This is a genomic window from Pusillimonas sp. MFBS29 (assembly GCF_020687695.1).
Classification (GTDB): domain Bacteria; phylum Pseudomonadota; class Gammaproteobacteria; order Burkholderiales; family Burkholderiaceae_B; genus Pusillimonas_C.
Genome location: NZ_JAJEWL010000003.1, coordinates 151,835 through 175,680, shown reverse-complemented (window position 1 = coordinate 175,680; position 23,846 = coordinate 151,835). Strand labels below are relative to the sequence as shown.

At 55.9% G+C, this 23,846-nt stretch carries 25 protein-coding genes; 8 read left to right on the top strand and 17 right to left on the bottom strand.

Features of this window, described 5'->3' with window-relative positions; genetic code table 11:
• Window positions 1-6 precede the first annotated feature (6 nt).
• From LKR43_RS05875 to LKR43_RS05850, 6 genes are read left to right on the top strand one after another with little or no spacing between them, the layout of a single operon-like run.
• Window positions 7-1,023, top strand: coding sequence for an ABC transporter substrate-binding protein (locus tag LKR43_RS05875; RefSeq protein ID WP_227683041.1), 1,017 nt, complete (start codon window positions 7-9; stop codon window positions 1,021-1,023).
• A 15-nt stretch (window positions 1,024-1,038) separates the two neighbouring features.
• The gene (locus LKR43_RS05870) at window positions 1,039-1,977 is read left to right on the top strand and encodes an MBL fold metallo-hydrolase (RefSeq protein ID WP_370632071.1); all 939 of its coding nucleotides are present in this window, start codon (window positions 1,039-1,041) and stop codon (window positions 1,975-1,977) included.
• Window positions 1,974-2,750 (top strand): ABC transporter ATP-binding protein, encoded by a 777-nt coding sequence (locus tag LKR43_RS05865; protein WP_227683040.1) that lies wholly within the window; start codon window positions 1,974-1,976, stop codon window positions 2,748-2,750. Before LKR43_RS05870 ends, LKR43_RS05865 begins: the two co-directional genes overlap by 4 nt.
• Window positions 2,743-3,621 (top strand): ABC transporter permease, encoded by an 879-nt coding sequence (locus tag LKR43_RS05860; protein WP_227683039.1) that lies wholly within the window; start codon window positions 2,743-2,745, stop codon window positions 3,619-3,621. The genes LKR43_RS05865 and LKR43_RS05860 overlap by 8 nt, the downstream gene beginning before the upstream one ends.
• Window positions 3,622-3,656: 35 nt before the next feature.
• The gene (locus LKR43_RS05855; protein WP_227683038.1) at window positions 3,657-4,637 is read left to right on the top strand and encodes a tripartite tricarboxylate transporter substrate binding protein; all 981 of its coding nucleotides are present in this window, start codon (window positions 3,657-3,659) and stop codon (window positions 4,635-4,637) included.
• Entirely contained in the window at window positions 4,634-5,410 is a 777-nt protein-coding gene (locus LKR43_RS05850; protein WP_227683036.1) for an SDR family NAD(P)-dependent oxidoreductase, read from the top strand. Before LKR43_RS05855 ends, LKR43_RS05850 begins: the two co-directional genes overlap by 4 nt.
• Window positions 5,411-5,418: 8 nt before the next feature.
• Here LKR43_RS05850 and LKR43_RS05845 read toward each other — a convergent pair whose 3' ends face one another.
• The 13 genes from LKR43_RS05845 to LKR43_RS05785 all read right to left on the bottom strand — a co-directional run bounded on the left by LKR43_RS05845 (window position 5,419) and on the right by LKR43_RS05785 (window position 17,968).
• Window positions 5,419-6,591, bottom strand: a complete 1,173-nt coding sequence (locus LKR43_RS05845) for an NADH:flavin oxidoreductase/NADH oxidase (RefSeq protein ID WP_227683034.1) — start codon at window positions 6,589-6,591, stop codon at window positions 5,419-5,421.
• Entirely contained in the window at window positions 6,592-7,374 is a 783-nt protein-coding gene (locus LKR43_RS05840; protein ID WP_227683032.1) for an enoyl-CoA hydratase/isomerase family protein, read from the bottom strand. It abuts the gene before it with no gap.
• Between the two features lie 44 nt (window positions 7,375-7,418).
• Entirely contained in the window at window positions 7,419-8,162 is a 744-nt protein-coding gene (locus LKR43_RS05835) for a GntR family transcriptional regulator (RefSeq protein WP_227683031.1), read from the bottom strand.
• A 4-nt stretch (window positions 8,163-8,166) separates the two neighbouring features.
• Window positions 8,167-8,967, bottom strand: a complete 801-nt coding sequence (locus LKR43_RS05830) for an alpha/beta fold hydrolase (RefSeq protein ID WP_227683029.1) — start codon at window positions 8,965-8,967, stop codon at window positions 8,167-8,169.
• A gap of 1 nt (window position 8,968) precedes the next feature.
• Entirely contained in the window at window positions 8,969-9,346 is a 378-nt protein-coding gene (locus LKR43_RS05825; RefSeq protein ID WP_227683028.1) for a hypothetical protein, read from the bottom strand.
• Window positions 9,343-10,863 (bottom strand): class I adenylate-forming enzyme family protein, encoded by a 1,521-nt coding sequence (locus LKR43_RS05820; protein ID WP_227683027.1) that lies wholly within the window; start codon window positions 10,861-10,863, stop codon window positions 9,343-9,345. The genes LKR43_RS05825 and LKR43_RS05820 overlap by 4 nt, the downstream gene beginning before the upstream one ends.
• Window positions 10,864-11,023: 160 nt before the next feature.
• A complete protein-coding gene (locus LKR43_RS05815) occupies window positions 11,024-11,749 on the bottom strand; it encodes an ABC transporter ATP-binding protein (RefSeq protein WP_227683026.1) in 726 nt (241 codons plus the stop codon).
• The gene (locus LKR43_RS05810; RefSeq protein ID WP_227683025.1) at window positions 11,736-12,509 is read right to left on the bottom strand and encodes an ABC transporter ATP-binding protein; all 774 of its coding nucleotides are present in this window, start codon (window positions 12,507-12,509) and stop codon (window positions 11,736-11,738) included. Before LKR43_RS05810 ends, LKR43_RS05815 begins: the two co-directional genes overlap by 14 nt.
• Complete coding sequence (locus LKR43_RS05805; protein WP_227683024.1) at window positions 12,506-13,495, bottom strand: branched-chain amino acid ABC transporter permease; 990 nt, start codon at window positions 13,493-13,495, stop codon at window positions 12,506-12,508. Before LKR43_RS05805 ends, LKR43_RS05810 begins: the two co-directional genes overlap by 4 nt.
• Window positions 13,492-14,352 carry a branched-chain amino acid ABC transporter permease gene (locus LKR43_RS05800; RefSeq protein WP_227683023.1) on the bottom strand — a complete coding sequence of 287 codons (861 nt, stop codon included), beginning with the start codon at window positions 14,350-14,352 and terminating at the stop codon, window positions 13,492-13,494. The genes LKR43_RS05805 and LKR43_RS05800 overlap by 4 nt, the downstream gene beginning before the upstream one ends.
• 73 nt (window positions 14,353-14,425) lie before the next feature.
• Window positions 14,426-15,586, bottom strand: coding sequence for an ABC transporter substrate-binding protein (locus LKR43_RS05795; RefSeq protein WP_227683021.1), 1,161 nt, complete (start codon window positions 15,584-15,586; stop codon window positions 14,426-14,428).
• A gap of 58 nt (window positions 15,587-15,644) precedes the next feature.
• Window positions 15,645-17,426: an NAD(P)/FAD-dependent oxidoreductase gene (locus LKR43_RS05790; RefSeq protein WP_227683020.1), complete on the bottom strand. Its 1,782-nt coding sequence runs from the start codon at window positions 17,424-17,426 to the stop codon at window positions 15,645-15,647.
• Window positions 17,427-17,506: 80 nt separating this feature from the next.
• A complete protein-coding gene (locus LKR43_RS05785) occupies window positions 17,507-17,968 on the bottom strand; it encodes a DUF3237 domain-containing protein (RefSeq protein ID WP_227683019.1) in 462 nt (153 codons plus the stop codon).
• 175 nt (window positions 17,969-18,143) lie between these two features.
• Here LKR43_RS05785 and LKR43_RS05780 point away from each other — a divergent pair, with 175 nt between their 5' ends.
• A complete protein-coding gene (locus LKR43_RS05780; protein WP_227683018.1) occupies window positions 18,144-18,794 on the top strand; it encodes a TetR/AcrR family transcriptional regulator in 651 nt (216 codons plus the stop codon).
• A 48-nt stretch (window positions 18,795-18,842) separates the two neighbouring features.
• On the top strand, window positions 18,843-20,546 hold the full coding sequence (locus LKR43_RS05775) for an FAD-dependent oxidoreductase (protein WP_227683017.1): 1,704 nt from the start codon (window positions 18,843-18,845) through the stop codon (window positions 20,544-20,546).
• 15 nt (window positions 20,547-20,561) lie between these two features.
• On the opposite strand, the gene LKR43_RS05770 is transcribed toward LKR43_RS05775, so the two are convergent.
• From LKR43_RS05770 to LKR43_RS05755, 4 genes are read right to left on the bottom strand one after another with little or no spacing between them, the layout of a single operon-like run.
• On the bottom strand, window positions 20,562-21,419 hold the full coding sequence (locus LKR43_RS05770; RefSeq protein ID WP_227683016.1) for an alpha/beta fold hydrolase: 858 nt from the start codon (window positions 21,417-21,419) through the stop codon (window positions 20,562-20,564).
• Window positions 21,419-21,802: a hypothetical protein gene (locus LKR43_RS05765; RefSeq protein WP_227683015.1), complete on the bottom strand. Its 384-nt coding sequence runs from the start codon at window positions 21,800-21,802 to the stop codon at window positions 21,419-21,421. Before LKR43_RS05765 ends, LKR43_RS05770 begins: the two co-directional genes overlap by 1 nt.
• Window positions 21,795-22,595, bottom strand: coding sequence for an N-acyl homoserine lactonase family protein (locus LKR43_RS05760; protein WP_227683013.1), 801 nt, complete (start codon window positions 22,593-22,595; stop codon window positions 21,795-21,797). Before LKR43_RS05760 ends, LKR43_RS05765 begins: the two co-directional genes overlap by 8 nt.
• A gap of 12 nt (window positions 22,596-22,607) precedes the next feature.
• Complete coding sequence (locus tag LKR43_RS05755) at window positions 22,608-23,822, bottom strand: ABC transporter substrate-binding protein (RefSeq protein WP_227683012.1); 1,215 nt, start codon at window positions 23,820-23,822, stop codon at window positions 22,608-22,610.
• Window positions 23,823-23,846 lie beyond the last annotated feature (24 nt).

Sequence of the window (23,846 nt, the reverse complement as noted above, 5' to 3'; positions counted from 1 at the left end):
CAAACAATGAAAGCCTTTAAATTCAAGAATATCCTGGGTGTGGCTGGTTTGGTGCTGTGCCTGGGTGTAGCGCCTGCACATGCCGATGTCACGGAAGTGCGTCTGGCCAGGCAGTACGGCATTGCCTACTTGCCGCTGATGGTGATGCAGGAGCAAAAGCTCGTAGAAAAGCATACTCGTGAACTGGGGTTGTCGGATGTAAAAGTAAGCTGGAATCAGTTTACGGGCGGCTCAATCATGAACGATGCGCTTCTGGCCGGTGCATTGGACTTCGCAGTGGCCGGTCCGCCGCCATTTCTGACCATGTGGTCTCGTACACAGAATACGCCGGCCAGCGTAACGGGGCTGGCTTCCCTGAATGCGATGCCAATGTATCTGGTAAGTCGCAATCCCGAAACGAAGACCGTTGAAGATTTCACCGAAAAAGACAGGATTGTTGTCTCGGGTATCAAGGTTTCCACTCAGGCGGTCGTACTGCAAATGGCGGCGGCCAAGGCGTTTGGCCAGGATAAGTACGACGTACTGGATCGGCTGACGATTGCCATGCCCTTGTCAGACAGCATGGCAATCATGTTGTCAGGTAAAGGCCAGGTCACTGCCGATTTCACGGTTCCGCCATTTTCTTACCGGGAACTGAAGCAGCCGGGCTTCCATTCCGTCATCGATACCTATGGGGTAGTGGGTGGGCCTAGCTCAACCAATGTGGTGTATACGACGAATCGGTTTCAGGAAAAAAACCCCAAGGTAACGCAGGCGGTCCTGAACGCCCTCGACGAGGCACAGAAGTTTATTACGGCCAACAAACAGGAGGCCGCACAAATCTATCTGGACATCACAAAGGATACCGATCCCGTCGAGGACGTTGTCGAGATGTTGTCTGATCCAAAGGTTGAGTACAACCTTACGCCGCAAGGCTTGATGGCCTTTGCCGACTTCATGCATGAAATAGGAACGATCAAAACCAAGCCAGCATCGTGGAAAGATTTGTTCGTAACGCAGATGCATGATCTGCCCGGGAACTAACGAAATGGTCGGCACATGAAAATACAGTTAGGCACTGTTGGTGTAGAGCGAATCGAGGAACGGCTGGGACTTGGGTTTCAGCCGCACGAACTCTTTCCGGCGTTTGAGTCCCATATGCTTGAACCATTACGTCATCAAATGGAGCCCACTTTCTACGACGCAACGGAGAATCGCTTTCGCACCAGCATTCACAGCTGGCTGCTACGTACACCGAATTGCATAGTGCTTATTGATACGTGTGTCGGCAACCACAAACAGAGGCCGCAGGTTCCACGGTTTCATATGTGCGACACGCCCTGGTTGTCACGCCTTGCCGAGGCTGGCATACAACCTGAGGATGTTGACTACGTCATGTGTACGCATTTGCATTGCGATCATGTTGGATGGAATACGCGATTGTCTAATGGCAAATGGGTGCCTACGTTTCCTAATGCCCGCTATCTATTCGGCCGCAAGGAATTTGATCGCTGGGATGCACGCAGGGCGGATTACCAGCATCGGCATATCAACGACCATGTTTTCAACGACAGTATTTTGCCTGTGGTGGAGGCTGGCCAAATGATGTTGGTCGATGACGGGTATGAGCTCGATGGTGTACTGACCGTCGAACCGGCACCTGGGCACACTGCAGGTCACGTGTGCATACGTGTTGCTTCCGGGGGCAAGCGTGCGTATTGCAGCGGAGATATTTTTCATCATCCCTTGCAGATTCATCATCCGCAGTTGTATACCGGCTTCGATGACGACCCTGATGGTGGTGTCCGTACACGCCTGCGATTGCTGTCTGCTTGTGCTGACGAAAATGCCATATTGCTGCCCGCGCATTTTGCCGAACCACATGCATGTTTTGTGCGCAGGAGCGGCAGCGGATATGTCGCCGACTTTGGCGGTTTCGACGTGCCCAATCAACTTGGTGGGGATACGCATACTATTGATAGCGGGGTAATTTCATGACGGCACCTTTGCTTGAAGTCAGGGGAGTCACCCTGCAATACAAGACACGTGAACATCTGGTGACCGCTACGTATCGAGTGGATTTTTCGGTACGGCAGGGCGATCGATATATTCTTCTGGGGCCTTCAGGCTGCGGCAAGTCCACTTTATTGAAGGCGGTAGGCGGCTACCTGCGTCCAACAGAAGGCCAGATTCTGCTCCAAGGCAAACCAGTGCTGCGGCCAGGAGCTGATCGCATGATGGTTTTCCAGGAGTTTGACCAACTTCTGCCTTGGAAAACCGTCAGGCAAAACGTTGAGTTCGCACTGAAGTCGTCTGGAACTTTGCGAGGCAAGGAGGCCGAGGAACGTGCCTTGTATTACCTCGATAAAGTCAATCTGGGAAAGTTTGTCGATAGCTATCCACACATGCTTTCTGGTGGTATGAAGCAGCGTGTCGCCATAGCGCGCGGCATGGCCATGGAACCGGACATCATTCTTATGGATGAGCCGTTCGCCGCCCTGGATGACCTGACACGACGCAAGATGCAAGACGAGCTTATGCAGCTTTGGGAAGAGACGCGCTTCACGGTTTTGTTCGTCACACACTCTATCCCGGAGGCCGTCCGTATAGGCAGCCGCATCCTGCTGCTGTCTCCGCATCCCGGCCAGGTCAGGGCCGAGCTCAATGGCATCGATCCGGGCTCAGGTCAGGATGGTGCGCAAGCCGCGCTGGAGGATGAAATCAAGCATCTACTTTTTTCCCAAGAGATCGAGGAGAGCGGCCATGTCTGATGACGTCTTGCGCGATAGCGCGCGCCCGAATGTCTATAAAGAGCCCAAAGCTTCCGAGAGCCTGGGTATTGTCGAGAACTCCTTGCCTTTGATGGCGCGCTTGTGGGATCAGGGGTGGTTGCGAAAGTTGCTTGTCCTGGCCGTTCTGGCATGCCTCTGGGAGGTCTATGCCCGCTATCTGGACAATGAACTTTTGCTTCCGACCTTTACGCAGACATGTCTTGCATTGTTTGATGCCACATTTGCCGGACAGTTGCCTGAGCGTATCGGCGTGTCGCTCGATGTACTGATGACAGGCTATGTCGCTGGCATAGCCCTGGCTGCCTTGCTGACTTTGCTTGCAATCACCACGAGGTTGGGTACCGATTTTCTCGAGGTGATGACAGCCATGTTCAATCCGTTGCCGGCAATTGCCTTGTTGCCGCTGGCGTTGATCTGGTTTGGCTTGGGAAAGATGACCATGGTGTTTGTCCTGGTGCATTCAGTATTGTGGGCGGTAACCCTTAACACATATTCCGGGTTCCAGGCTGTCTCGCCAACGCTGAAGATGGTCGGACGCAATTATGGCTTGTCGCATCTGTCCTTCATTATGAAAATCCTTATCCCGGCAGCATTCCCAAGCATACTTTCGGGCCTGAAGATAGGCTGGGCGTTCGCGTGGCGCACGCTGATTGCTGCAGAGCTGGTATTTGGCGTGAGCTCCAGCAGCGGCGGGCTGGGGTGGTTTATCTATGAAAGCAAGAATCAGCTGGATATTGCCGCAGTATTTGCTGGTTTGCTGACCATCATCATCATCGGCCTGGTGGTCGAGAACCTTATCTTCCGAACCATCGAGCAGCGAACCATCCAGCGTTGGGGCATGCAGACCTGAAGCGCTGGATTACTAAACCACAAGGAGACTTTCAAATGCGATTCCTTAAAACACTTCCGATCGTACTGTCTGTCCTGATGATGTCGGGCGTTGCCCAGGCACAGGATACGGCCGCTAATTATCCTGATCGTCCCGTCAAGGTGATTGTGCCATTTCCGCCTGGGGGAGCCACTGACATCGTCGGGCGGGAAATTTCCGACCGCCTGGCACGCGCACTGGGGCAGCCCTTCGTGGTTGAGAACCGTAGCGGGGCAAGCGGAAATATTGGCATGGAGGCTGCTGCACGATCCGCGCCTGATGGCTATACGCTGGTTATCGGCGCACCACAAACCTTGACCATCAACCCTCAGCTTTTCAAGTCCAATCCGTTCAATCCGCAGAAAGAGCTGGATCCCATCATCGTTGTGGCAACGGTACCCAATGTGTTGATCGTTAATCCCAAGTTGCCGGTATCGTCGGTGAAAGAGCTGGTTGCCTACGCCAAAGAGCGACCCGGAAAAGTCAATTACGGTTCGTCCAGCATCGGTGGCACCCCGCACCTCTCATCGGAACTGTTCAAATCAATGACCGGTACCGATATCATGCACATTCCTTATCGGGGCAGTTCTCCCGCCTTGACGGACCTCATGGGTGGGCAGATCGAGATGATGTTCGATAACTTGCCCGCCTCGCTACCGAACATCAAGTCCGGACGGGTCAAGGCACTGGCAGTGACTACCAAGAAGCGTAGTGCAGCCGCGCCCGATATTCCGACCATGGAAGAAGAAGGCGTAACCGGCTTCGAGTCACAAGGATGGTTCTCGATACTGGCTCCCGCTGGCACACCTCCTGCCATACTGGAAAAACTCAACACAGAAGTGAACAAGATCCTGGCTACCGACACGTTCAAACAGCGGCTGGCCAACGTAGGTGCAGAGCCCATGGGTGGATCGATAGCTGACTTCCGTGCATTGCTGGACACAGAAACAAAACGCTGGGCCGAAGTCATCGAGTTTGCGAATATCAAGGTTGAATGACGATGCGTGGCCTGGCAGGGAAAACGGCATTTCTGACTGGTGCTGCAGCGGGAATAGGCAAGGCGACTGCGTTGCGGCTGGCGCAGGAAGGCATGCACGTATGGGTTTCCGACCTTGATCCGCGTGCGCTCGAAAGCGTGAGCCAGGATGCGGCGCGCCTGAGCCTGCAGGTGGGGGTTGTACAGGCAGACTCCACCAGCGAGGCGGAAATACGCCAGGCCATTCAAAGTGTGTTTGATGCAACCGGCAGGCTGGATGTATTGGTCAATAATGCGGGCGGCTCGTTGCATACGCCATATCGCTTCGCCGATGAAACGGATGGTGATTGGGATAAGGTGTTGAACCTGAACCTGATGGGGGCGGTGCGCGCTTGCCGTGCTGCGTTGCCCCTGATGCAGCGCAGTGGCGCAGGGCGGGTCATCAACTACGGCTCGAAAGCGGGCCGCTATGGCAGCCTGATTGCGGGGCCGAACTACGCGGCCGCCAAGGGCGCCATCGCGGCGTTAACACGACAGCTGGCAATGGAATACGGTGAATACGGGATTACCGTGAACTGTATTTGCCCCGGGGTCGTGCTGACGCCCCGCACCAGCGGTTTGTGGGCGGAGCGTCGTAGTGCCGAAGAGCGCGAGCGTATCGTCTCGGAAATTCCTTTGCGTCGTCACGCCGGCGTAGAGGATATTGCCGGCGCGGTCGCTTTTCTGGCTTCCGATGACGCCGCCTTCATTACCGGCGTTTCGCTGGATGTAAATGGCGGGCAGGGGATGGCGTGAGGGCGCTTTCACCGTACGTTCAGCGTCTCGCCATTGGCACTCAGACCTGACTTCCATTTCTCCAGCCACCAGCCATATTGGTGTGGCCAGTGTTTGAAAGCGCGGGTCATGCCCATTTCCTCTGCAGCATGATGCGGCCAGTTCGGATTGAACAAGGCCTGGCGACCGATCGCAATCAGGTCTGCGTGCCCCGATTCAAGCAGCTCATTTGCCAGTTGCGCGGTGCGGATCAAGCCCACTGCTTGCGTCTGAATCCCGGTCTCGGCCTTGATGCGTCGGGCAAACTCCGCCTGATAGCCTGGTGCGCGCCTGAAACTGGCGTTCGTGGCACCCATCACAAGATTGCCACCCGATGAGCAGTCGATTACGTCGACTCCGATCTTCTTGAGTTCGCGGGAAAACACAACGCTGTCCTCGATCTCCCAGCCACCTTCAATCCAGTCCACCGCAGATATCCGCACAAATAATGGCGTGTCCTGAGGGATGGCTGCCCGTACGGCGGTTGCGACCTCCAGCGGAAATCGCATGCGGTTCTCCAGGCTTCCGCCATACTGGTCGTTGCGTTTGTTCGCCAACGGCGACAGAAAGCTTTGCAGCAGGTATCCGTGAGCCATATGGATCTCGATAATGTCGAATCCCGCCTCTAAGGCCCTGACGGCTCCTTTGGCGAAATAAACCGCATGCTCATGGATTTCGGGAATGGTCAGTGCGTGTGGCTGCAGCCATCCGTCGGCGAAAGCCAGGTCCGATGGACCTACGGGTGTCCAGGATTCGTCGCCGTTCTGAATATTTTCCGCCGTCAGCGGACCATTTCCTTCCCATGCTCTTTGTGCACTGGCTTTCCTGCCTGCGTGTGCAATCTGCAAGGTGGGAACTGCTCCCTGCGATTTGATAAAGCCGGCTATGGGCTTGAGCGCTTCGGCATGTTCATCAGACCAGATTCCCAGGCAACCGTTCGTGATCCGGCCCACGCGTGTGACAGACGCCTGCTCTACGCACACAATGCCGGCGCCGCCTATCGCAAACTGGGCATAATGATGCGCGTGAAAATCCGTCGGAAATCCGTTTTCAGCACAATACATCGACATGGGGGCAATGACGATCCGGTTGCGTACCGTGGCCCCACGAATGTTCAGTGGCGCAAACAGCAACGGAATGTCTGTCGTAGGATGGCCGTCCATTTATGATTTCCCCATGAACTTCGCGCGGGCTGATGCGCCTTCGGTGCTGTCCCTGCAAACCAGTGCCTGATCTGCGTCCATGTATATGCCCAGTTTATGCAAGGCTGTCGCGTGTGCATTGACCGCTTCCTTGGTCATGCGCAAGATTGCGGCCGGTGTTTCACCGCTGCGCGCGGCCAGTTCCTGCGCAACTTCAACGGCGCCTTCGGGTTCAGCGATCGCGTCGATCAAGCCCCACTCCAGAGCGGTTGCTGCGGGCAGCCGTTCCGCGAGCAGAATGGCGCGTTTGGTACGTGCTGCACCGATCAGGGATGTCATGCGGGGAATGGCACCCCAGCCCATGTTCAGCCCCACCTTCGCCTCGGGAAGGTAGATGAAGCCATTGTTGGCCATCACGCGCCAGTCGCAGGCAAGTGCCAGGGCGGCCGATCCGCCTACCGCAGCGCCTTCGATGGCTGCAATGGTGATCTGCGGAAGTTCTTCCCAGAGGCGGCAAAGCCTGGCTCCGCGCTGGGCCACATTGCGGCGATCCAGAAGGGCGGTTTCCGCCTCTTCCCACTTTTTAGGGTCTTTCAGATCGATACCCGCTGAAAATATGTCCTTGGCCCCGGTCAGCACGACCGTTTGAATATCAAGGGCATCAGCAAGATCATGTGCCACACTGGTCAGGGCAAGAATGGTGTCCTGGTCCAGGGCATTGCGGTTGACCCCGCGATCGAATCGCACCAATGCGTGCTGACCACTCGTTTTTACCGTAACGGCTTTACCATATTTGCGTTTCATTGCTCTACCTTTGAACCGATGATTGTGTTGGAAGGGATTGGGGATCAGGTTGTGGGAAATGAGGTGGCCACATACCTGAAATCGTACGGAGGGTAATAGCTGACGGCTATTTCCATGATCTTGCTCGCTGCATTCCTGAATGTCCTTATCATCAGGAGCGCCGGATCCGACTCTTCGTAGCCCATCAGGCGCGCCACTTTGGTCGGGAAACGTGAGGCGGAAATCTCCATCTCAATACTCTCTACCGCCTCGTCAAAGCATTCAGTCAGCAAGCTGTATACGCCGCCTGATTGTGTGCCTATCTTTTCAACAATGCTTTCGTACTCGTTTCTCAGATAGATATCTGTCCACGAAATGGGGCGCTTGTTGCCGGGCAGGCTGCGGAAGGTTTCTACTTTTATCCAGGCTGCGGGTCCATCGGGCAGCTCCGTTTCGGGTGGCTGGCCAGGCAGATCAGGTGTGACGTGCGTGACATGCAGGTCGGTCAGCTCAAGATAGCGCTGCAACTGATCCGTAGTATTCAGTGCTACACCAAACTTTGCTTGCGGATGCTGGCGGATGATGGTTGTTCCGGCACGACGGCGCCGCTCGATAAGGCCCAGATCGCTCAGCCGGCGCAAGGCCTCGCGAGCAGTATGACGTCCTATCGCATACTGATCACATAATTCCCGCTCGGTTGGAAGCTTGCTGCCGACTGCAAAGTGACCGCTCTGGATCTGACTCAGCAAATGGTCGCTGACGCTTTGATATAACGTAGGGCCGTTATTCGCGTGCTGGCCGCGTCTCATGGTCTTATAGCCCCAGCCGTCTCATGGCGGCCAGCGTTTCAACGTTAAATGTTTCCGGACATTCTGATTGAGGAAAGTGTCCGACGCCTTCCCATTCCAGATACTCGACGGGCACGCTCCTTTGCCTCAACGCAGTCTCAACCGCGCGGGCGGATTCGGGCGGCACAGACCAGTCTTCGCTGCCCTCAACGATAACCACCGGGCAGTCGATGTCGTCAAGAATATGCTCCATGCGGAAACCGCCAAATGCAGAAATGTCGGCAAAGGCAACGGCCGGAATGCAACGGCGGGCGTCCGTCACGACTTCTTCAGCCCGTTCGGGTGAAGTCGTCGTGCCCATCAGGGTACGGAATGTCACCTCAAACCAGTCACCTGGATTGATGCTGGCCATTTCCAGTATCTTCGGGTTATAGCCCGAAGACTTGGTCACATTGACGGAGGCCCCGTCGACCAGAACCAGTCCTTGTACCCTGTCTTTTGCCAGGGTAGCCGCCCGCGCCACGATACCTCCACCCATGGAGTGGCCTATTAATGTGGCGCTTTCCAGTCCCAGGGCGTCGATGACGCTGATCAGGTAGTGCGCATTGGCATCGGAGTTGCGGTTTGGGCCTTGCGCGGGCATGCCGCTTTTGCCATGCCCTGGCAGATCGAGTGCGTAGACGCTGTAATGCTGGGCGAAGAAGTCGATGTTGTATTGCCACGAAAGGCTGTCCTGGCTGGCGCCATGCACCATGATCAAAGCGGGCCCGGATCCACCGAAATCATAATAGGCGCGTATATTGTCAGACGTTGTGATGTAAGGCATGTCAGTGCTCCAGTCCGGCGGCCAAACGGGTGACAGCGTAAATCAGCAGCCAGTTCTGCACGCAGCTGCGCATATCACCTTCAACGACCAGGCGATGCTGGCGTACCAGCCTGTTAAAGGGGAAACCGCGGTGCAGGTCGTTGAATGCGGCGGTGTCGCCCGCAAAGGTGAACGCGATGGCTGTTGTTGTATCGGTTCCCGCAGTCACTCTGCCTTCGTCGAAAGCGATCCAGGCGTTTTCCCCTGTTTCTGTGTTGCGAAAGCCCATATTGAATGTGGCCAGTGCACTGTGCTGCGCCACAAAGCTGTCGTGGTTGGCTGCCGAACCAAGTGCCTGCAACCAGCCTTGATGAAAGAAATTCGATACTTGCGCGGTCATGACGAGAATTCCTCTTTCAGACGAAACTTTTGTACCTTCCCCGATGAAGACTGGGGCAGGCTGTCGACGATAAAGATGCGCTTGGGGACCTTGAACGCTGATAACGCGTTACGACAATGCGCACGAAGATCTTCGACGTCGGGTGATTTCCCGTAAGCGGGCACAACGGCCGCAACCAGTTCCTCACCCCAATATTCGTGTGGCAGACCAAAGGCTGCTGCCTCGCGTACATCGGGATGGCCGGCCAGACAATTTTCCACTTCCAGCGCGGCCACGTTTTCACCACCGGTCTTGATCATGTCTTTGCTGCGGCCTTCAAAATACACAAAGCCATCGTCGTCGATGCGCAGGATGTCGCCGGTACGCAGCCATCCTTCCTTATCGAGAACCTCGGCGGTCAGTTCGGGCTGATTCCAATAGCCTTTGAAGACCGTCGGCCCTTTCACATGTAGTTCGCCGGGGCCGCGTTGGTCGGCCAGTATCTGGCCGGCTTCATCGACCAGGCGGTACTGGACGTGACGCCATATATAACCGATGGAGCCCGGGTGCTCCAGGATCTCGCGCGTATACCGGTTCTTGATGGTAGTGACGCAACTTTCCGTCATGCCGAAGCCCCAGCTGAACTCGGCATTCGGAAATACCTTTCGAATCAGCTGTTGCCGCCATTCTCCCAGCGGTGCTGCTGCGGTCTGCACAAAAGTGACGTAAGGCATGACAAGGTCGGCAAAGCGGGGATGGTCTGTGAGACCGACCCACATCGCCGACAACAGGAACAAATGGGTAGGACGATTGGTGTTCAGCACCTCGATGACTGCATCGGCATCAAAGCGCGGCACGATATGCAGGCTCCCGCCAGCGTACAGGATGGGACCGTTGACAACGCCGAAGCCTCCGATATGAAACAGCGGTGTGGCCAGCAGGGATCGGGCAGTCGAATCAATACCAAGCTCGACAATGTAATTGACGGCATTGGCTGCGAGGTTGCCTTGGGTGAGCATCGCTCCTTTGGGTGACGACGTTGTGCCTGACGTGTACATGATGATTGCCACGTCGTCATCTTCAACGGTGCCAAAGCGCCTTTCAACCGGAGACAGGGTGGATGCTTGCGGAAAATGCTCGGGCAGGGAATCGAGCCAGGTCATGCCAGCTTCATCCGCAATGGATTCTCGTGCCCGTGCAATGTTTTCCTGGAACTCGGCATCGTAAATGACAACTTTGGGACTGGAGTCGCTCAGCAGGAACGCGAGTTCCTTGGCGCCATAGCGTGTGTTGACAGGTACCACACAAAAACCTCCGACTGCCGTTGCGTGCAGAAGGGCGATGTAGTCAATGGAGTTATGCAGCAGCAGGCCGACCCGGTCGCCGCGCTCCACGCCCAAAGAAGAAAGATAGGCGGCAAGCTCTCTTGCTCGCGTGCAAAGCTGGGCGAAGGTCAGCTGGCGCTGTTCATCGGATAGCGCTACTTTGCCGGGGTGGCGTTCCGCGTTGTACATGGCAGCTTGGTAGATATTAGGCATTGTGGGGGTCACCAGTGCTACGTTGATGGAAATTCATAATGATCGAACATAATTCTAATATGTTCGGACAATTAATGCCGAAAGCAGGCTATGGCAGATGGTGTACGGGTGGGGCGACGTTTCCCGCCATGCGTTGACGTCGCCACCCGCTGCACGCTGATCAGCCTATGGACGCAGATTTTCCGAGGTAGGCGTTCTTGATCCGGTCATCATTCAGCAAGGTCTCGCTCGCCCCTTCGTAGACCAGGCGGCCCGTTTCAAGCACATAGCCATAACTGGACAGCCGCAAGGCGAGCCTGGCATTTTGTTCGACGATGATTACAGTGATGCCGGTGCTGTTGATACTGCGAACGATCTTTGCCACATCGACGATGATCTTGGGCGCCAGGCCAAGCGACGGCTCATCAAGCAGCAAAACGCGTGGCCGGCTCATCAGTGCCCGGCCAATCGCGACCATTTGCTGTTCGCCGCCCGACAGGCTGCCGGCAAGCTGGGACCGCCGCTCGTGTACGCGTGGAAAATAACTGTACACACGTTCAAGGTCTTCGGCCATGTCCTGGCGTGAACGCCCGGTATAGGCTCCCAGTCGCAGGTTCTCGTAGACCGTCAGTCCGGGAAACAGCCTGCGTCCTTCGGGAACCAGCGTCAGGCCCCGGCCGACCATGTCATGCGCTGCACTGCGCGTGACGTCCTTGCCATCGAACAGGATTTGCCCGCCATTGGGCGGCACCAGTCCGGCCAGGCATTTGAGCGTTGACGACTTGCCTGCGCCGTTGGCACCAAGTATGCAGGTAATCGCACCCTCTTTGAACGAAGCGTTCAGTTTTTTGACAGCAACGATCGGCCCGTAATGGACCGAGAGGTCTTTTAGTTCAATCAAACTCAAGGTCTACTCCCAGATACGCTTCGATCACCTCGGGATGGCGCTGGATTTCTTCCGGCGTACCAATAGTGATGATTTCTCCTCTGTTAATGACCACGATCCGGTCGCAGATGCTGGTGACCATGGCCATATCGTGCTCCACAAGCACCACGTCGATCTGGCGTTCCAACCGAATTTTCTGGATCAAGTGTCCCATGCTCTCGGTTTCGACGGGATTCAGACCGGCTGCCGGTTCGTCCATCAGCAATTGCTTGGGCTCAGTGGCCAGCGCCATGGCAACGCCCAGAATTTTTTGCGCCCCATAGGGAAGATCGCCGGCGGGTCGATCTGCATAGGCTTCCAGGCCGGCAAAGTCGAGAAGCTCTGTGGCCATGCGTCCTGCATCGCTGCGAAATTCTTTCACCCGCGCCCGATCAAGCAGTTGGAAGGGGCGCCCCAGGCGGTTGAACTGCATGCCTATCCGTAGATTGTCACGCACGGTCTTTTCTTTGAACACCGTGGCCGACTGGAAGGTGCGGATCAGCCCCCGCTGTGCAGCCTGTTCAGGCGTGCAACCAGTGATGTCCTCACCATAGAAGCTGACCCGTCCGGATGAGGGCTTGATGGTGCCGGTGATCAGATTGAACAGGGTGCTTTTGCCAGCGCCGTTTGGACCGATGACGCCGACGATCTCGCCGCGTTCTGTGGTGAAGCTGACATTGTTGGTTGCCAGCAGCCCACCAAAACGTTTGGATAATTCCTTTACCTCGAGAACTGCGCTCATGTTCGCTGCCTCCGTTCGCGATATTGCCGGTACGCGCCGATGAACCCGTTCGGCAGAAACAGCAGGAAGATAATCAGGACGACGCCGTAGGCCAGGTTCTGGTACTCCTTGGCGTCTCTGAGAATTTCAGGCAGAGGCACAATGAGCAGGGCGCCAAGAACAGAGCCTATGGGCAGGGCAATGCCACCCAGCACGTTCATGATGATGGCGTTCACTGCGGTCCAGAACGTGAATCCGTCGGGTGTCACGAATGTATAGTAGCTGGCATAGAATCCACCGGCGATGCCGGCCAGGAAGCCGCTAATCGTGAACACGACCAGACGGTAGCGCAGCGCATTCACGCCCAGCGACCGTGCAAGATCCTCGTCTGTGTCGAGTGCATCGATAACTGCCCCCACTTCACTCTTGTACAGCGCCCGGACCCCCAGATAAGCAAGCGCGGCAAGAACCAGGGCAAACAGATAGTAGGCCCAGCGTTCCTTCAGCGCGATGCCGAAAAACGAGGCGCGCGGTACGCCAAACAGGCCGTTATTTCCGCCGAATAAATCAACCCATTCGATGAAGGTAAGTATTACGATTTCGCCGAAGGCAAAGGTAAGCAGCACAAAATATACGCCCTTGATCTTGAGCATGATGGGCCCGGTGATCAGTGCGAACAGCGCACCAATCAGGCCTGAGGCCGGAAAGGCAAGAACGAAAGGTACATTAAGGCGCATCATCAGGAGTGCTGACCCGTAGGCACCCAGACCCATCAGCGCGCCGTGCGCAAGCGACAGTTGCCCCATCCTGAGCATAAGGTTCATGCTCAGGGCAAGCAGCGTGAACATCCAGAACAATACGCCGATATGAGTCAGAAATGGATTGTTGAGCACGAAAGGCCAGCCAATTGCAATGACGGCGCCGACAAGCAAGGCCAGGCCTTTCAGGGCCGGCGAGCCCTGGCTTCCCGGATTGCCCGACTGTGAGATATTGTGTTTGGTAATCATTGGCTGCGCCCCATAAGACCATTCGGCCTGAATAACAGGATCAGGATGACAAGGCCAAACGCGACCATCGTCGCAATGGTAGAGCTGTAGAACGAGGCGACGGTAGACTCAACCATCCCCAGCAACAGGCCACCAATGACGGCGCCAGGCAAACTGCCCAGGCCTCCCAGAATGACAACGATGAAGGCTTTCATCATCGGCACAGAGCCCATATAGGGGAAAATTGTGTATACAGGTGCCATAAGAGCCCCGGCCAGACCGGCCAGCAGGCTGCCCACACCAAATGCCAGGGCATAGATGAAGCCGGGCCGGATTCCCTGCAATGCAGCTGCGTCTGCGTCTTGCGCAACGGCTCGCATACCCAGGCCATAGCGGGTATAGCGAAGGAATATGTAGAACACGGCAAGTACCAGCAACGCGATTCCGCCGACCACGATGCGGTCGCGGGGCACGATGACGCCACCTATGTTGAAGATGCCGCTGACTGGCCGGGCAACCGATTGTTCCTGGGGACCGAAGAAGATGGCGGCCAGTGCCTGCAGCGTAATCGAGATCGCCAGGGCCATGATCATGCCATTGAGCTCTTTGCCGACAAAACGGCGCAGGAGAGTACGCTCAAGCACGACACCGATAAGTGCTGCGATGAACACCCCGGCCACAACCGCCACGTAATAGTTGATCTCGAAAGTGCCGAAAAGCATCAGAATAACGAATGCGCCGATCATGTACAGCTCACCGTGGGCGAAGTTAACCACCCGCATGATGCCGAAGATCAGCGTGAAACCGAGAGCCATAAGTATGTAGACCAGTCCGGTCATCAGACCGTTGGCTGCTACTTGGCTGAGTAGTTGAAGCATGTTATGCCCTCAGAGCTGGCAAAATTCACATTGAGGAATGTGGCCCGGCGGCGCGGCCGCCGGGCAGCATGGCTTATTTCACGTCGATTTTCTCGACAATGACTTCCTTGCCGTCTTTGATCACACCGACAAAGACGGGTGCCTGGATCTGATGGTTGTTGCCATACAGTTCCTTGCCACCCCACACCAGGGCGCCTTGCATGCCTTCGAAGGGGGTGACCTCGGCCAGTGCGTCACGTACCTTGTCGGTATCGGTGACAGTGCCGGCGTTTTGCATCGCCTTGAACAGCATGCGTGCACCGTCGTAGAAAAAGACGTTGAACGCATTCATGGGAGCAGGATAGAAATTGGTGTACTGCTGCTCCAGCCATTTGTACTTTTCGTTGGACATGTCGGCCGCCACATAGGTGATGGTGCCTTCTGCAAACTCCTTGCCTGCGGCCTTGACGATTTCAGGTACGCCGGGACCGCCAATCTTGGAAAACATGCCCTTGTAGCCGAGTTCACGGGCCTGACGGATGATCAGCCCTGCGGTGCTCGGCGGGGTGGTGTCGAGCTCGATGAGATCCGGCTGCTTGACCATGATGCGTGTGATGAATGACTGGAAGTCACGGGTCGAGCGTTCGAACAGTTCGGTGCCGACAATGTCGTATTCGAACTTCTCGTAGGCGGCAACCTGTGCTTTTTGGCTGTCCCAGCCAGTTTGGTCATTTGGCGAAAGCACGGCGACTTTCTTTATCTCGGGGTTGTGCTGCTTGATCCAGCTGACCATGGGCTCGACAATTTCAGAGGTTGTCGGCAGCACACGGAAGATGTACTCGACATCCTTGAGCATTTGCGGTGTGTAGGTGTTGACCAACCCAATAACTTTGTTCTGTTCATACATGGGCTTGACTGCCAGACCTGATGCTGAACCCAGTGGCCCCAGAATGAACTTCACCTGGTCCTGCTCAATCAGACGCGTAGCGGCGGAAACTCCCTGCGCTGCCTTGTAGGCGTCATCGTATGAAATGACCTCGATCTTGTAGGTTTTGTCACCCACTTTCAGGCCACCTGCGTCGTTGACTTCCTTGGCTGCAATCTTGGTGCCGCCGTCGACCCCGCGGCCCCATTCGGAGCCAGGACCGTCCAGCGCACTGACTACGCCAATTTTAAGTACTTCCTGGGCTGCAGCGCCCGTCATCAGGCCGATCCCGAACATCAGGGCGGCGGCTGTTTTCATTACCATACGCATATCAGTCTCCTGTATTGAAAATTAGTCTATATGTTAAGTAATATTTATAACTGCCTATCTACGCAGGCTGCAAGAGCCCTAGTTCTGCTGCCTTGATTTGCAAGGCAAGGTAGCGCGAGTAGATTCTGCATTGAGAGAATGAGCCGCCGGTAAACCAGAGTCCTGGTTGTCCGGTTGAGCGCCACATATTGCACAATTCCTGCGACTCATCCAAATTCCAGATTTGCCCGACTTTCTTTGCCACAGTGTCGCCAAACAGCGGTGGCACAAGGTGGTCTGGTCCTTTATAACCTGTAGCCAGTATTATCAGCTCGCTATTCACCATGCGCCCGTCCGCCAGCCGGACACCTTCCGGTTCGAAGGCAGCGATATCGTCATACTGTATCAGGTCTATCTTGCCGTCTGCTATCAAATCGGAGCAGCCGACATTGAAATAGTAGCCGCCTCCGCGGGTACGATATTTCAGGGGCCAGCCGGACAGGTCAAGGTTCAGTCGAAAACCTGCCTGCTTGAGCCTGTTGTGCAGCGGGGCATCGTATTCCTGTGCCTTGCGGGTCAGCAGCTTGTACGATTCCTTGACAACGCCCATGGGTATCGATGAGCTGATCAGGTCCCGGTCAGCAAAGGCAGGGCCCTCACCATAAAAAATGCCGTCATACAGCTGGGCGCTGGGCTCAATGTTGACGACTTCGGTGGGGCTGCGTTGCACCATGGTCACGCGGGCGCCATGACCATGCAGGTCCTGGGCAATGTCATGGCCGCTCGTACCCGTACCAAAGACCAGCACCTCTTTATCTTTCCATTGCGCACCGCCCGCATACTGGCTGGAGTGCAGTACAGGCCCCTGGAATTGATCCAGGGTCGGGATCTCCGGCAGATTAGGCGTTCCGCTGATGCTGGTTGCCATCACAATATGACGTGGATGCAGAATTTGCTCCGAGCCGTCTTCCAGTCTGAGTTTGGCGCTCCAGACGCCGGTGCTCTCGTCACGTGTGGCGCCTTCGAACGACGTGCTGGTCCAGAAATTGATTTCCATGGCCTCTACGTAGAACTCCAGCCAGTTGGCAATCTTGTCCTTGGGGATGTAGTTGGGCCAGGTCGAGGGGAACGGCAGGTAAGGAAGGTGATTGCTTGGCGTTTTGTTGTGCAGCTTGAGCGCGTGGTAGCGTTTGCGCCAGTTATCCCCCACGCGCGCCATACGGTCAACAACCAGGGCGTCGACACTCAGGGCGTTAAGCGTTGCGGCGATGCTCAGGCCTGCGTGCCCACCTCCCACGACAAGCACATCGGGGCTGCTGTCCTTGTACAGCTTGTGCTCTTGCCGCTTATCGAGCCAGTTTGGTCCGTGCCAGTCACGCTCGAAGGGATGTTCCTCGCGGCCAAGCCGCATCGTTTCTTCTTCATGGCCTGCCAGGTCTTGCAGGGCGGTCAGCAAGGTCCAGGCTTGAGGGGTGTCAGGATCCAGGTCTTGTTGCCGGAAACGAACCAGGCCGGTGCCAATGCCCGTAGCCGTTTTGAACCGGATGATAGCCTCAATGACCTTTTCACCGGCACGTTCAGCCTGGAATGGTTCGATGCGCTTGGGATCTATCTCGAAATTGCACGCGCCGGATCGCCTTGCGTGCTGCAACAGCTGGCCGGTAACTTCCGGATTGCCTGAAGTCGTGCCAAAGTCCCAGGTGAGGGCCAGCAGGTCACGCCAATGGCAATCGGCGCTGAATAGTGAACCGAGCTGGGCTGGATCTTTGCTGATTATGGCCTTGTTGAACAGTTCAAGCCAGGTCCCGGAAATCGCTGTTGCAGAGACTTCCTGTGCATCCTCAACCAATAATGAATTCACTCTTTTTTCCTTTTGCTCTGATTTAAACTTAAGCGCATCGCATAAAGATGGTTTGTCGCAATGCGGAAAGCCCGTGGGTGCTATAGCACTTCATGAATGTCATAGCCGGGGCCGGACGGGAGCCGCCATCCGTTGCCGATAGCCACTATGGTGTTGAGCCGGGCGTGCTTGATCGAGGCGGTTTCGAAACTGCACGCGACCCGGTAGTAATAGTCATCGGGGTCGACCTCTTCGCCCCGGCCTAGCCGTTCAAGGGTGTCTTTGGTGCCGCTGCGCCAGCCCTGGTAGGCTATCGTCAGGATCTCGCCATCCGACGTTTGCAATGGCAATCGCACGTCTATCCGGAACCAGGTGCCTGCCGGATCCACCGTAATCCAGTCGGTGCCGCCGGGCAGCACTATGCCCGATAGTTCCGGTCCTTCGAATACGCCGCCTGCAACCGGGGCAATGCGTCGGCTGCCGGCCGGTGTCGTGCCAACAACATGGTGTGGACCTACTTCAAGGCTCAGGCGGAACATGAATTTTGTCTGGATTTCGCTCACTTGGTGCTCCTTTGCTTGTGCCAGAGGTCATTGAATTACGATACGCTGCGTATCGTGTAAATAATATTGATATCCTTGACCTATGTCAATATTTACAGATACGATACGAACCGTATTTAATAGAAGCAGAAGTGTTCCCGGTTTCCCGGGTAACGCCACTCTGCGATTACCGAAAATGTCTGCCGCTGATCTGAACAACATCGAGTCAAAACCAGAAGTCCGCAGGCGTGGGCGTCCCCGCGCAGATGACACCCGTATCGCAATTCTTAAAGCCGCCTACGAGTTGCTGGATGAAGGCGGCATATCTTCATTTACGATTGAAGGTGTGGCAGCGCGCGCGGGCTCGGCAAAATCGACCATCTATCGCTGGTGGCCCAGTCGTCAATCTTTGGCGGTTGCGGCGTTTCTGACTGTTGCCTTGCCGAAAATATCGTTCCCGGACTCAGGGTGTGCGGCCAACGACATCAAGGCACAGATGCATAAGGTTGCACGCGTCTACCGGGGCAAGATCGGGCGGGTGGTGCGCGACCTTGTCGCTGCCGGGATCAGTGAGTCCGGCGCGGCAGAGGCATTTGTTGACGGCTATGTCTGGCAGCGCAGGGAAGCGGTCCGGGAAGTGTTAAGGCGTGGTATTCAAAGCGGTGAATTCGACGAAAACCTGGACATTGAATCCGCTATTGATGTGCTGTACGGGCCCATGTTCTACAGGCTGCTGGTTGGCCACGGAGCCATTGATAAAAAGTTTATAGACAGCACGGCGGATATCGTTCTGGCGGGCTTGGCGAAACGCCCCGCAGCGGTATCCAGGCGCGGGGCAGCCGCCTGACAGCAGCATTGCCCGCATATCTATTCAAAGCACGGAGGCAAGCGGCTCATGGCTGCAACTATTAATACCCACGAATGCGATGTCCTGGTAATCGGCTCGGGTGCCGGCGGCTTTGCGGCGGCAATTACGGCACGCAAGGCGGGGCTGGATGTTCTGCTGACCGAGAAAGCCCCTGTTTTCGGCGGCACAACCGCCACGTCAGGTGGATATATCTGGATCCCGTGCAATCACTTGATGGCAAACGAAGGCCTGGCAGACGATATCGACGAAGCGCGGCAGTACCTTCGCGCACATCTTGGTGATGAATACAACGAGAAGTTCATCGAGGCTTACTTGAAGAATGGGCCTGCCATGGTCCGTTTCTTCGTCGAAGACATGGGTGTTGCCTTTAATGTGTCGCACGCCATGCCCGACTATCATCAGGCTATGCCCGGGGCCAGGCTGGGACGCTCTTTGCACGCTGCTCCAACAGATGCAGACATCCTGGGCAAGGAGCTGCATCGCCTCAGGCCATTACCGCGAGAACTGTCGTTGTTTGGCATGGGCGTCAGTTCCGGCTCGGATCTGGGGCATTTTTACCGATTCGGGCGATCCGTGAAGTCCACTTTGCGGGTTTGTGCGCTGCTGGCCAAATACGGATGGGATAAAGCCCGGTACGGGCGGGGGCAGGCGCTGGTCAATGGCAATGCCCTGATCGCCCGGCTGGCACGAACGCTTCTGGATCTGGGTACGCCGATCTGGACGTTCTCACCCGCGGTCGAACTGCTGATCGATGACGGCAAGGTAGTGGGTGCCAGTGTGAATCGTAATGGCCGAGTGGTGCAGGTGCGTGCGCGTCGCGGGGTCATATTGGCCAGCGGTGGTTTTGCACACAACATTGAGCGTCGCTCGGCTATTTACACTCATTCGGCACTTGCCGACGAACACGTATCATTGACCGCGCCAGGCAATGTTGGCGATGGCGCCCGGATGGCTGAGCAGGCCGGTGGGTATGTAGACGCTAAAGTGAGCAATGCCGGCGCGTGGATGCCTATTTCGAAAGTCCCGCGCCCTGATGGCTCGTGGGGAGGCATTATTCATTCGGTGAACCAGGGCAAGCCGGGCATGATCGCGGTGCTGCGCAATGGCCTCCGCTTTGTGGACGAAAGCATCTCCTATCATGATTTTGTCGAGACGCTGATCAAGCATGAAGCTGCGGGCCGTCCGGCTGGCGCTTTCCTGATCTGTGATGCGCAAGCCTTCAGCACGTATGGTCTTGGGTATGCCAAGCCTTTCCTGCCGCTGCGCGATTTGCTGCGAAAAGGTTACTTGCTGCGCGCCGACAGCATTGAGGCACTGGCGGAAAAGATGGGGGCAGATCCTCAGGTGCTGAAGACCACGATATCAAATTACAACGAGCATGCCCGTCGCGGCGAGGATCCCGAGTTCGGCAAGGGCAAGGACGCCTACGGTCATTACCTGGGTGACGCGGGCAATAGCTATAACCCTAATGTGGCCCCGTTGGACAAAGCACCCTACTACGCCGTATGGATGTACGCCGGAGACATCGGCAATTTTGCCGGCATACGCACCGACGAACACGCGCGAGCCTTGCGGCCCGACGGCAGCGTGGTGACCGGGCTTTTTGCGGTAGGCAATGATATGGCCAGTGTATTCCGAGGCCGCTATCCCGGTGGTGGATCATTGATCGGGCCGGCGATGACATTCGGCTATACGGCTGCACGCTGTCTGATCGAGGGCTCAAAAGACTGAGCCCTCGATCATGCTTTATTTCAGTGTGCGCACTTCTTCAAGCACCGGCAACAGATAGCTTAAAAAGCGTTCCGGGTCTTCACTCATTGGAAAATGGCCCATGCCTTTCATGATCTGCCACTTCGAGCCTGGTATCGATTTTCCTAGAAACTCGGTGTCTTCAGGCGTGCACGAGTAATCATATTCTCCCGTCAGCAGCCATAACGGGCATTCCTGCGTATTGATGCGGCTTACGTCTTTTCGAATATCGCCGTCGGCGGTGTAAAAGTGAAGATCACCCTTAAAGACTCCAGGGCCGCCTTGCATGTAATGCCAAAGCGTCTCCCAACGATGCTCTTCTGGGCTTGCAGGGCCTACCAGACCTGACACGATGCCGGCGCATACCTCGCCTCCGTGTACGTCGGGGCGATGTAGCCAGCCCAGATCGTAATAGGGTTCCACATGCGCACCGGACTGCAGGCCGATCAGGCCGCGGAACTGGCTGGCATGATGCAGGGCAAGGTGCAGCACGATTCGTCCTCCGATCGAGCAACCCATGACCACAGGCCGATCAAGCCCCAGCGCTTTGCTGACGTCAAGAATAATATTTGCGTAGTCGGCAGAGGTCAGCTGATAGGTTTGTTCGTGCCAGCCGGCCGGTGGCGAAGATTTTCCATGCCAGGGAAGGTCAAAGCAAATTACCCTGAAATGATCCGTGACGGCAGGATCATTCATCAGGCCGCGATACTGGCGGGTGTCTGAGCCGGCCGTATGCAGGCAAAGTAACGGAATGCCGCTCCCGGCTTCTTCAAAGTAAATCCGGTGCTGCTTGCCCTGCAAGGGCATTCGAAGATAGCGGCCGGTGATGGGTTCAATTTCAACGGGGTTGTTCATCAGTGGGTCTCCCGGCTCCGGGCTGCCGAAAGCAGTTCCTTGAAGTAAAGAAGATTCGACATGAAAGGGTAGATGTTTCCCTGGATCGACAGTCTTTTGGCCTTGGATAAGGCCAGGAGGTCATGAAAGCCCGGCGGCGGCATGGGACGCCAGAATTTTTGCCAGGTGTCCTCATCAGCCTGCATCAGGAAGTCCCACTCACCCATGATGAACGGCCCGGGCTGAACGGCGCTGACCTTGCCGTTCGTAATTTCTATACGAAAGCTGGCAGTACCTGCGATCAGCAAGAATCGGGTATTCAATCGTCTGGCATACTCCACCAACCTGACCCGTTTGTTGAAACGTTCAGGCAACTGTTCAAGCGACTCTTGAACGCTAACCATGTTGCTCTCCTTTCAGGTCGGGTGTTTCATGCAGGCAATAGATGCCCTCATCTTTGCTTCCAAGGTACGGATACTGGTGTGCAACCTGAGGATCATGGCCTGGAATGATGTGTGAGTCCGACTCGACCAATGCTGAAATACGGCGGTAGCCGTCCAGCATCTTGTCAACGTGAACAATAGCTGGAAACGGGTTCTCGTTCTGATAATTGCGGTAGTAATGCATGGCATCCGAGGCCAGTACTATCCATCCGCGCCGGGTCATCACCCTGACAATCTGAAGCCCGGCAGTGTGGCCGCCAATTTTGTACAGCTCGATGCCCGGCGCAATTTGCGCGTCTCCGTCATGGAAGGTGACCTTGTCTTCGTAAACCCGCTTGAGCACTGTTGCGACATCGTCTACCGAGAAAAAGTGACGCAAGGCGCTATAGCACATGTAGCGCCCTGTTGCGTATTGCATCTCGGCATCCTGAATATGCACCTGCGCGTTCGGATAGGCATCTACGTTACCTGCATGGTCGTAGTGCAAATGCGTCAGGATAAGGGTATCGATGTCGCTGGTGCGCTGGCCCAGCTTGGCCAGCGCCGCTTCGGGGCTCTGCAGGAATGACCTGTTCCGCGCTGCTGCGGAACAGGCGCTGAAGCCCGTGTCGACCAGAATGTTCCGGTTTTCTCCCTGGATCAGCCAGAAATAAAAATCAAGATCCATTTGACCGTCATGCAGGTCATGAACCAGGAAGTTATCGGCTGCCCGGCGAGCTACGGATGCGTACTTGATCGCATAAACCTCGTACATGTAAGGTCCCGGTCAGTTTTTCAGCAGGGGGCACTTGCTTTCAGACAGTGGCATGAACCCTTGTTCACCAGGCACCGTCTTGACGATTTTGTAATAGTCCCACGGTTCCTTGGATTCTTCGGGTGACTTGACTGAAACCAGATAAAGGTCGTGCAGCAATTTGCCGTCTTTCCTGAGCTTGGCGTTTCGCGCAAAGGCATCGTGGATAGGCATGTTTTGCAATGTCTCAATGACATCGGTCACATTGTCACTGCCCGATTTCTCGACAGCACGCAGATAGTTCAGTACTGCTGAGTATTGGCCGGCCTGAAGGGCGGTCGGCATCTTGCCGAATTTTTCAAAGAACTTGCGCGAGAACTTCCTGGATTCGTCATCAAGATCCCAGTAGAAGGTTTCGGCAAAGTTCATGTTTTGGGCAGCTTGAAGTCCGACCCCGTGCACGTCGGTGATGCTCATCAGCATGGCAACAATCTTCTGGGTTGCCGTCAGACCGAACTCATTGGCCTGCTTGATTTCGTTCTGAAGGTCGGCGCCGGCGCTTGCCAATGCAACACCCTGGGCACCGCTGGACTGTGCGGAAAGCAGGAATGAGGCAAAGTCTGTGCCGGGGAACGCATACCTGGATGAACCCAGAACTTTTCCACCGGCTTCCTTGATGAAGCGCGATCCGTCATTCTCAAGGGAGTGGCCGAACGAGTAATCGGCCGTAATGAAGTACCAGGTCTTGGTTCCAGACTCAACCAGCGGCATGGTGCCAACCTTTGCCAAAGCATAGGTGTCGTATACCCAGTGCACGTTGGTGGCCTTGCACTCCTCGCTGGTAATGCGGGTTGCGCCTGCACCTGTCACCATGGTCATGCGTTGCTTTTCCTCGGCAATGTTCATGACTGACAGGGCGACCGCGCTATTGCCCAACTCGGTAATTACGTCGACTTTTTCCTGATCCAGCCATTCACGGGCCTTTGCTGCACCGACGTCTGCCTTGTTCAGATGGTCGGCGGTCAGGAGTTCGATGGGTTTGCCAAGCACCTTGCCGCCGAATTCCTCAACGGCCAGTTCAGAGGCCAGTACCGAGCCGGGACCCACGTTGCCGGAATAGGCGCCAGACAGGTCGGTAAGAACACCTATCCTGACCACGTCGTCAGAAATGGCTGCAGTGGCCAGAGTCGGGGCTGCCCATAGTGCCGCCAGCAGGCTGGCGACAGGCAGTAGTTTTTTTGCATGCATGAGTAGTCTCCTCGTTGGAATTGT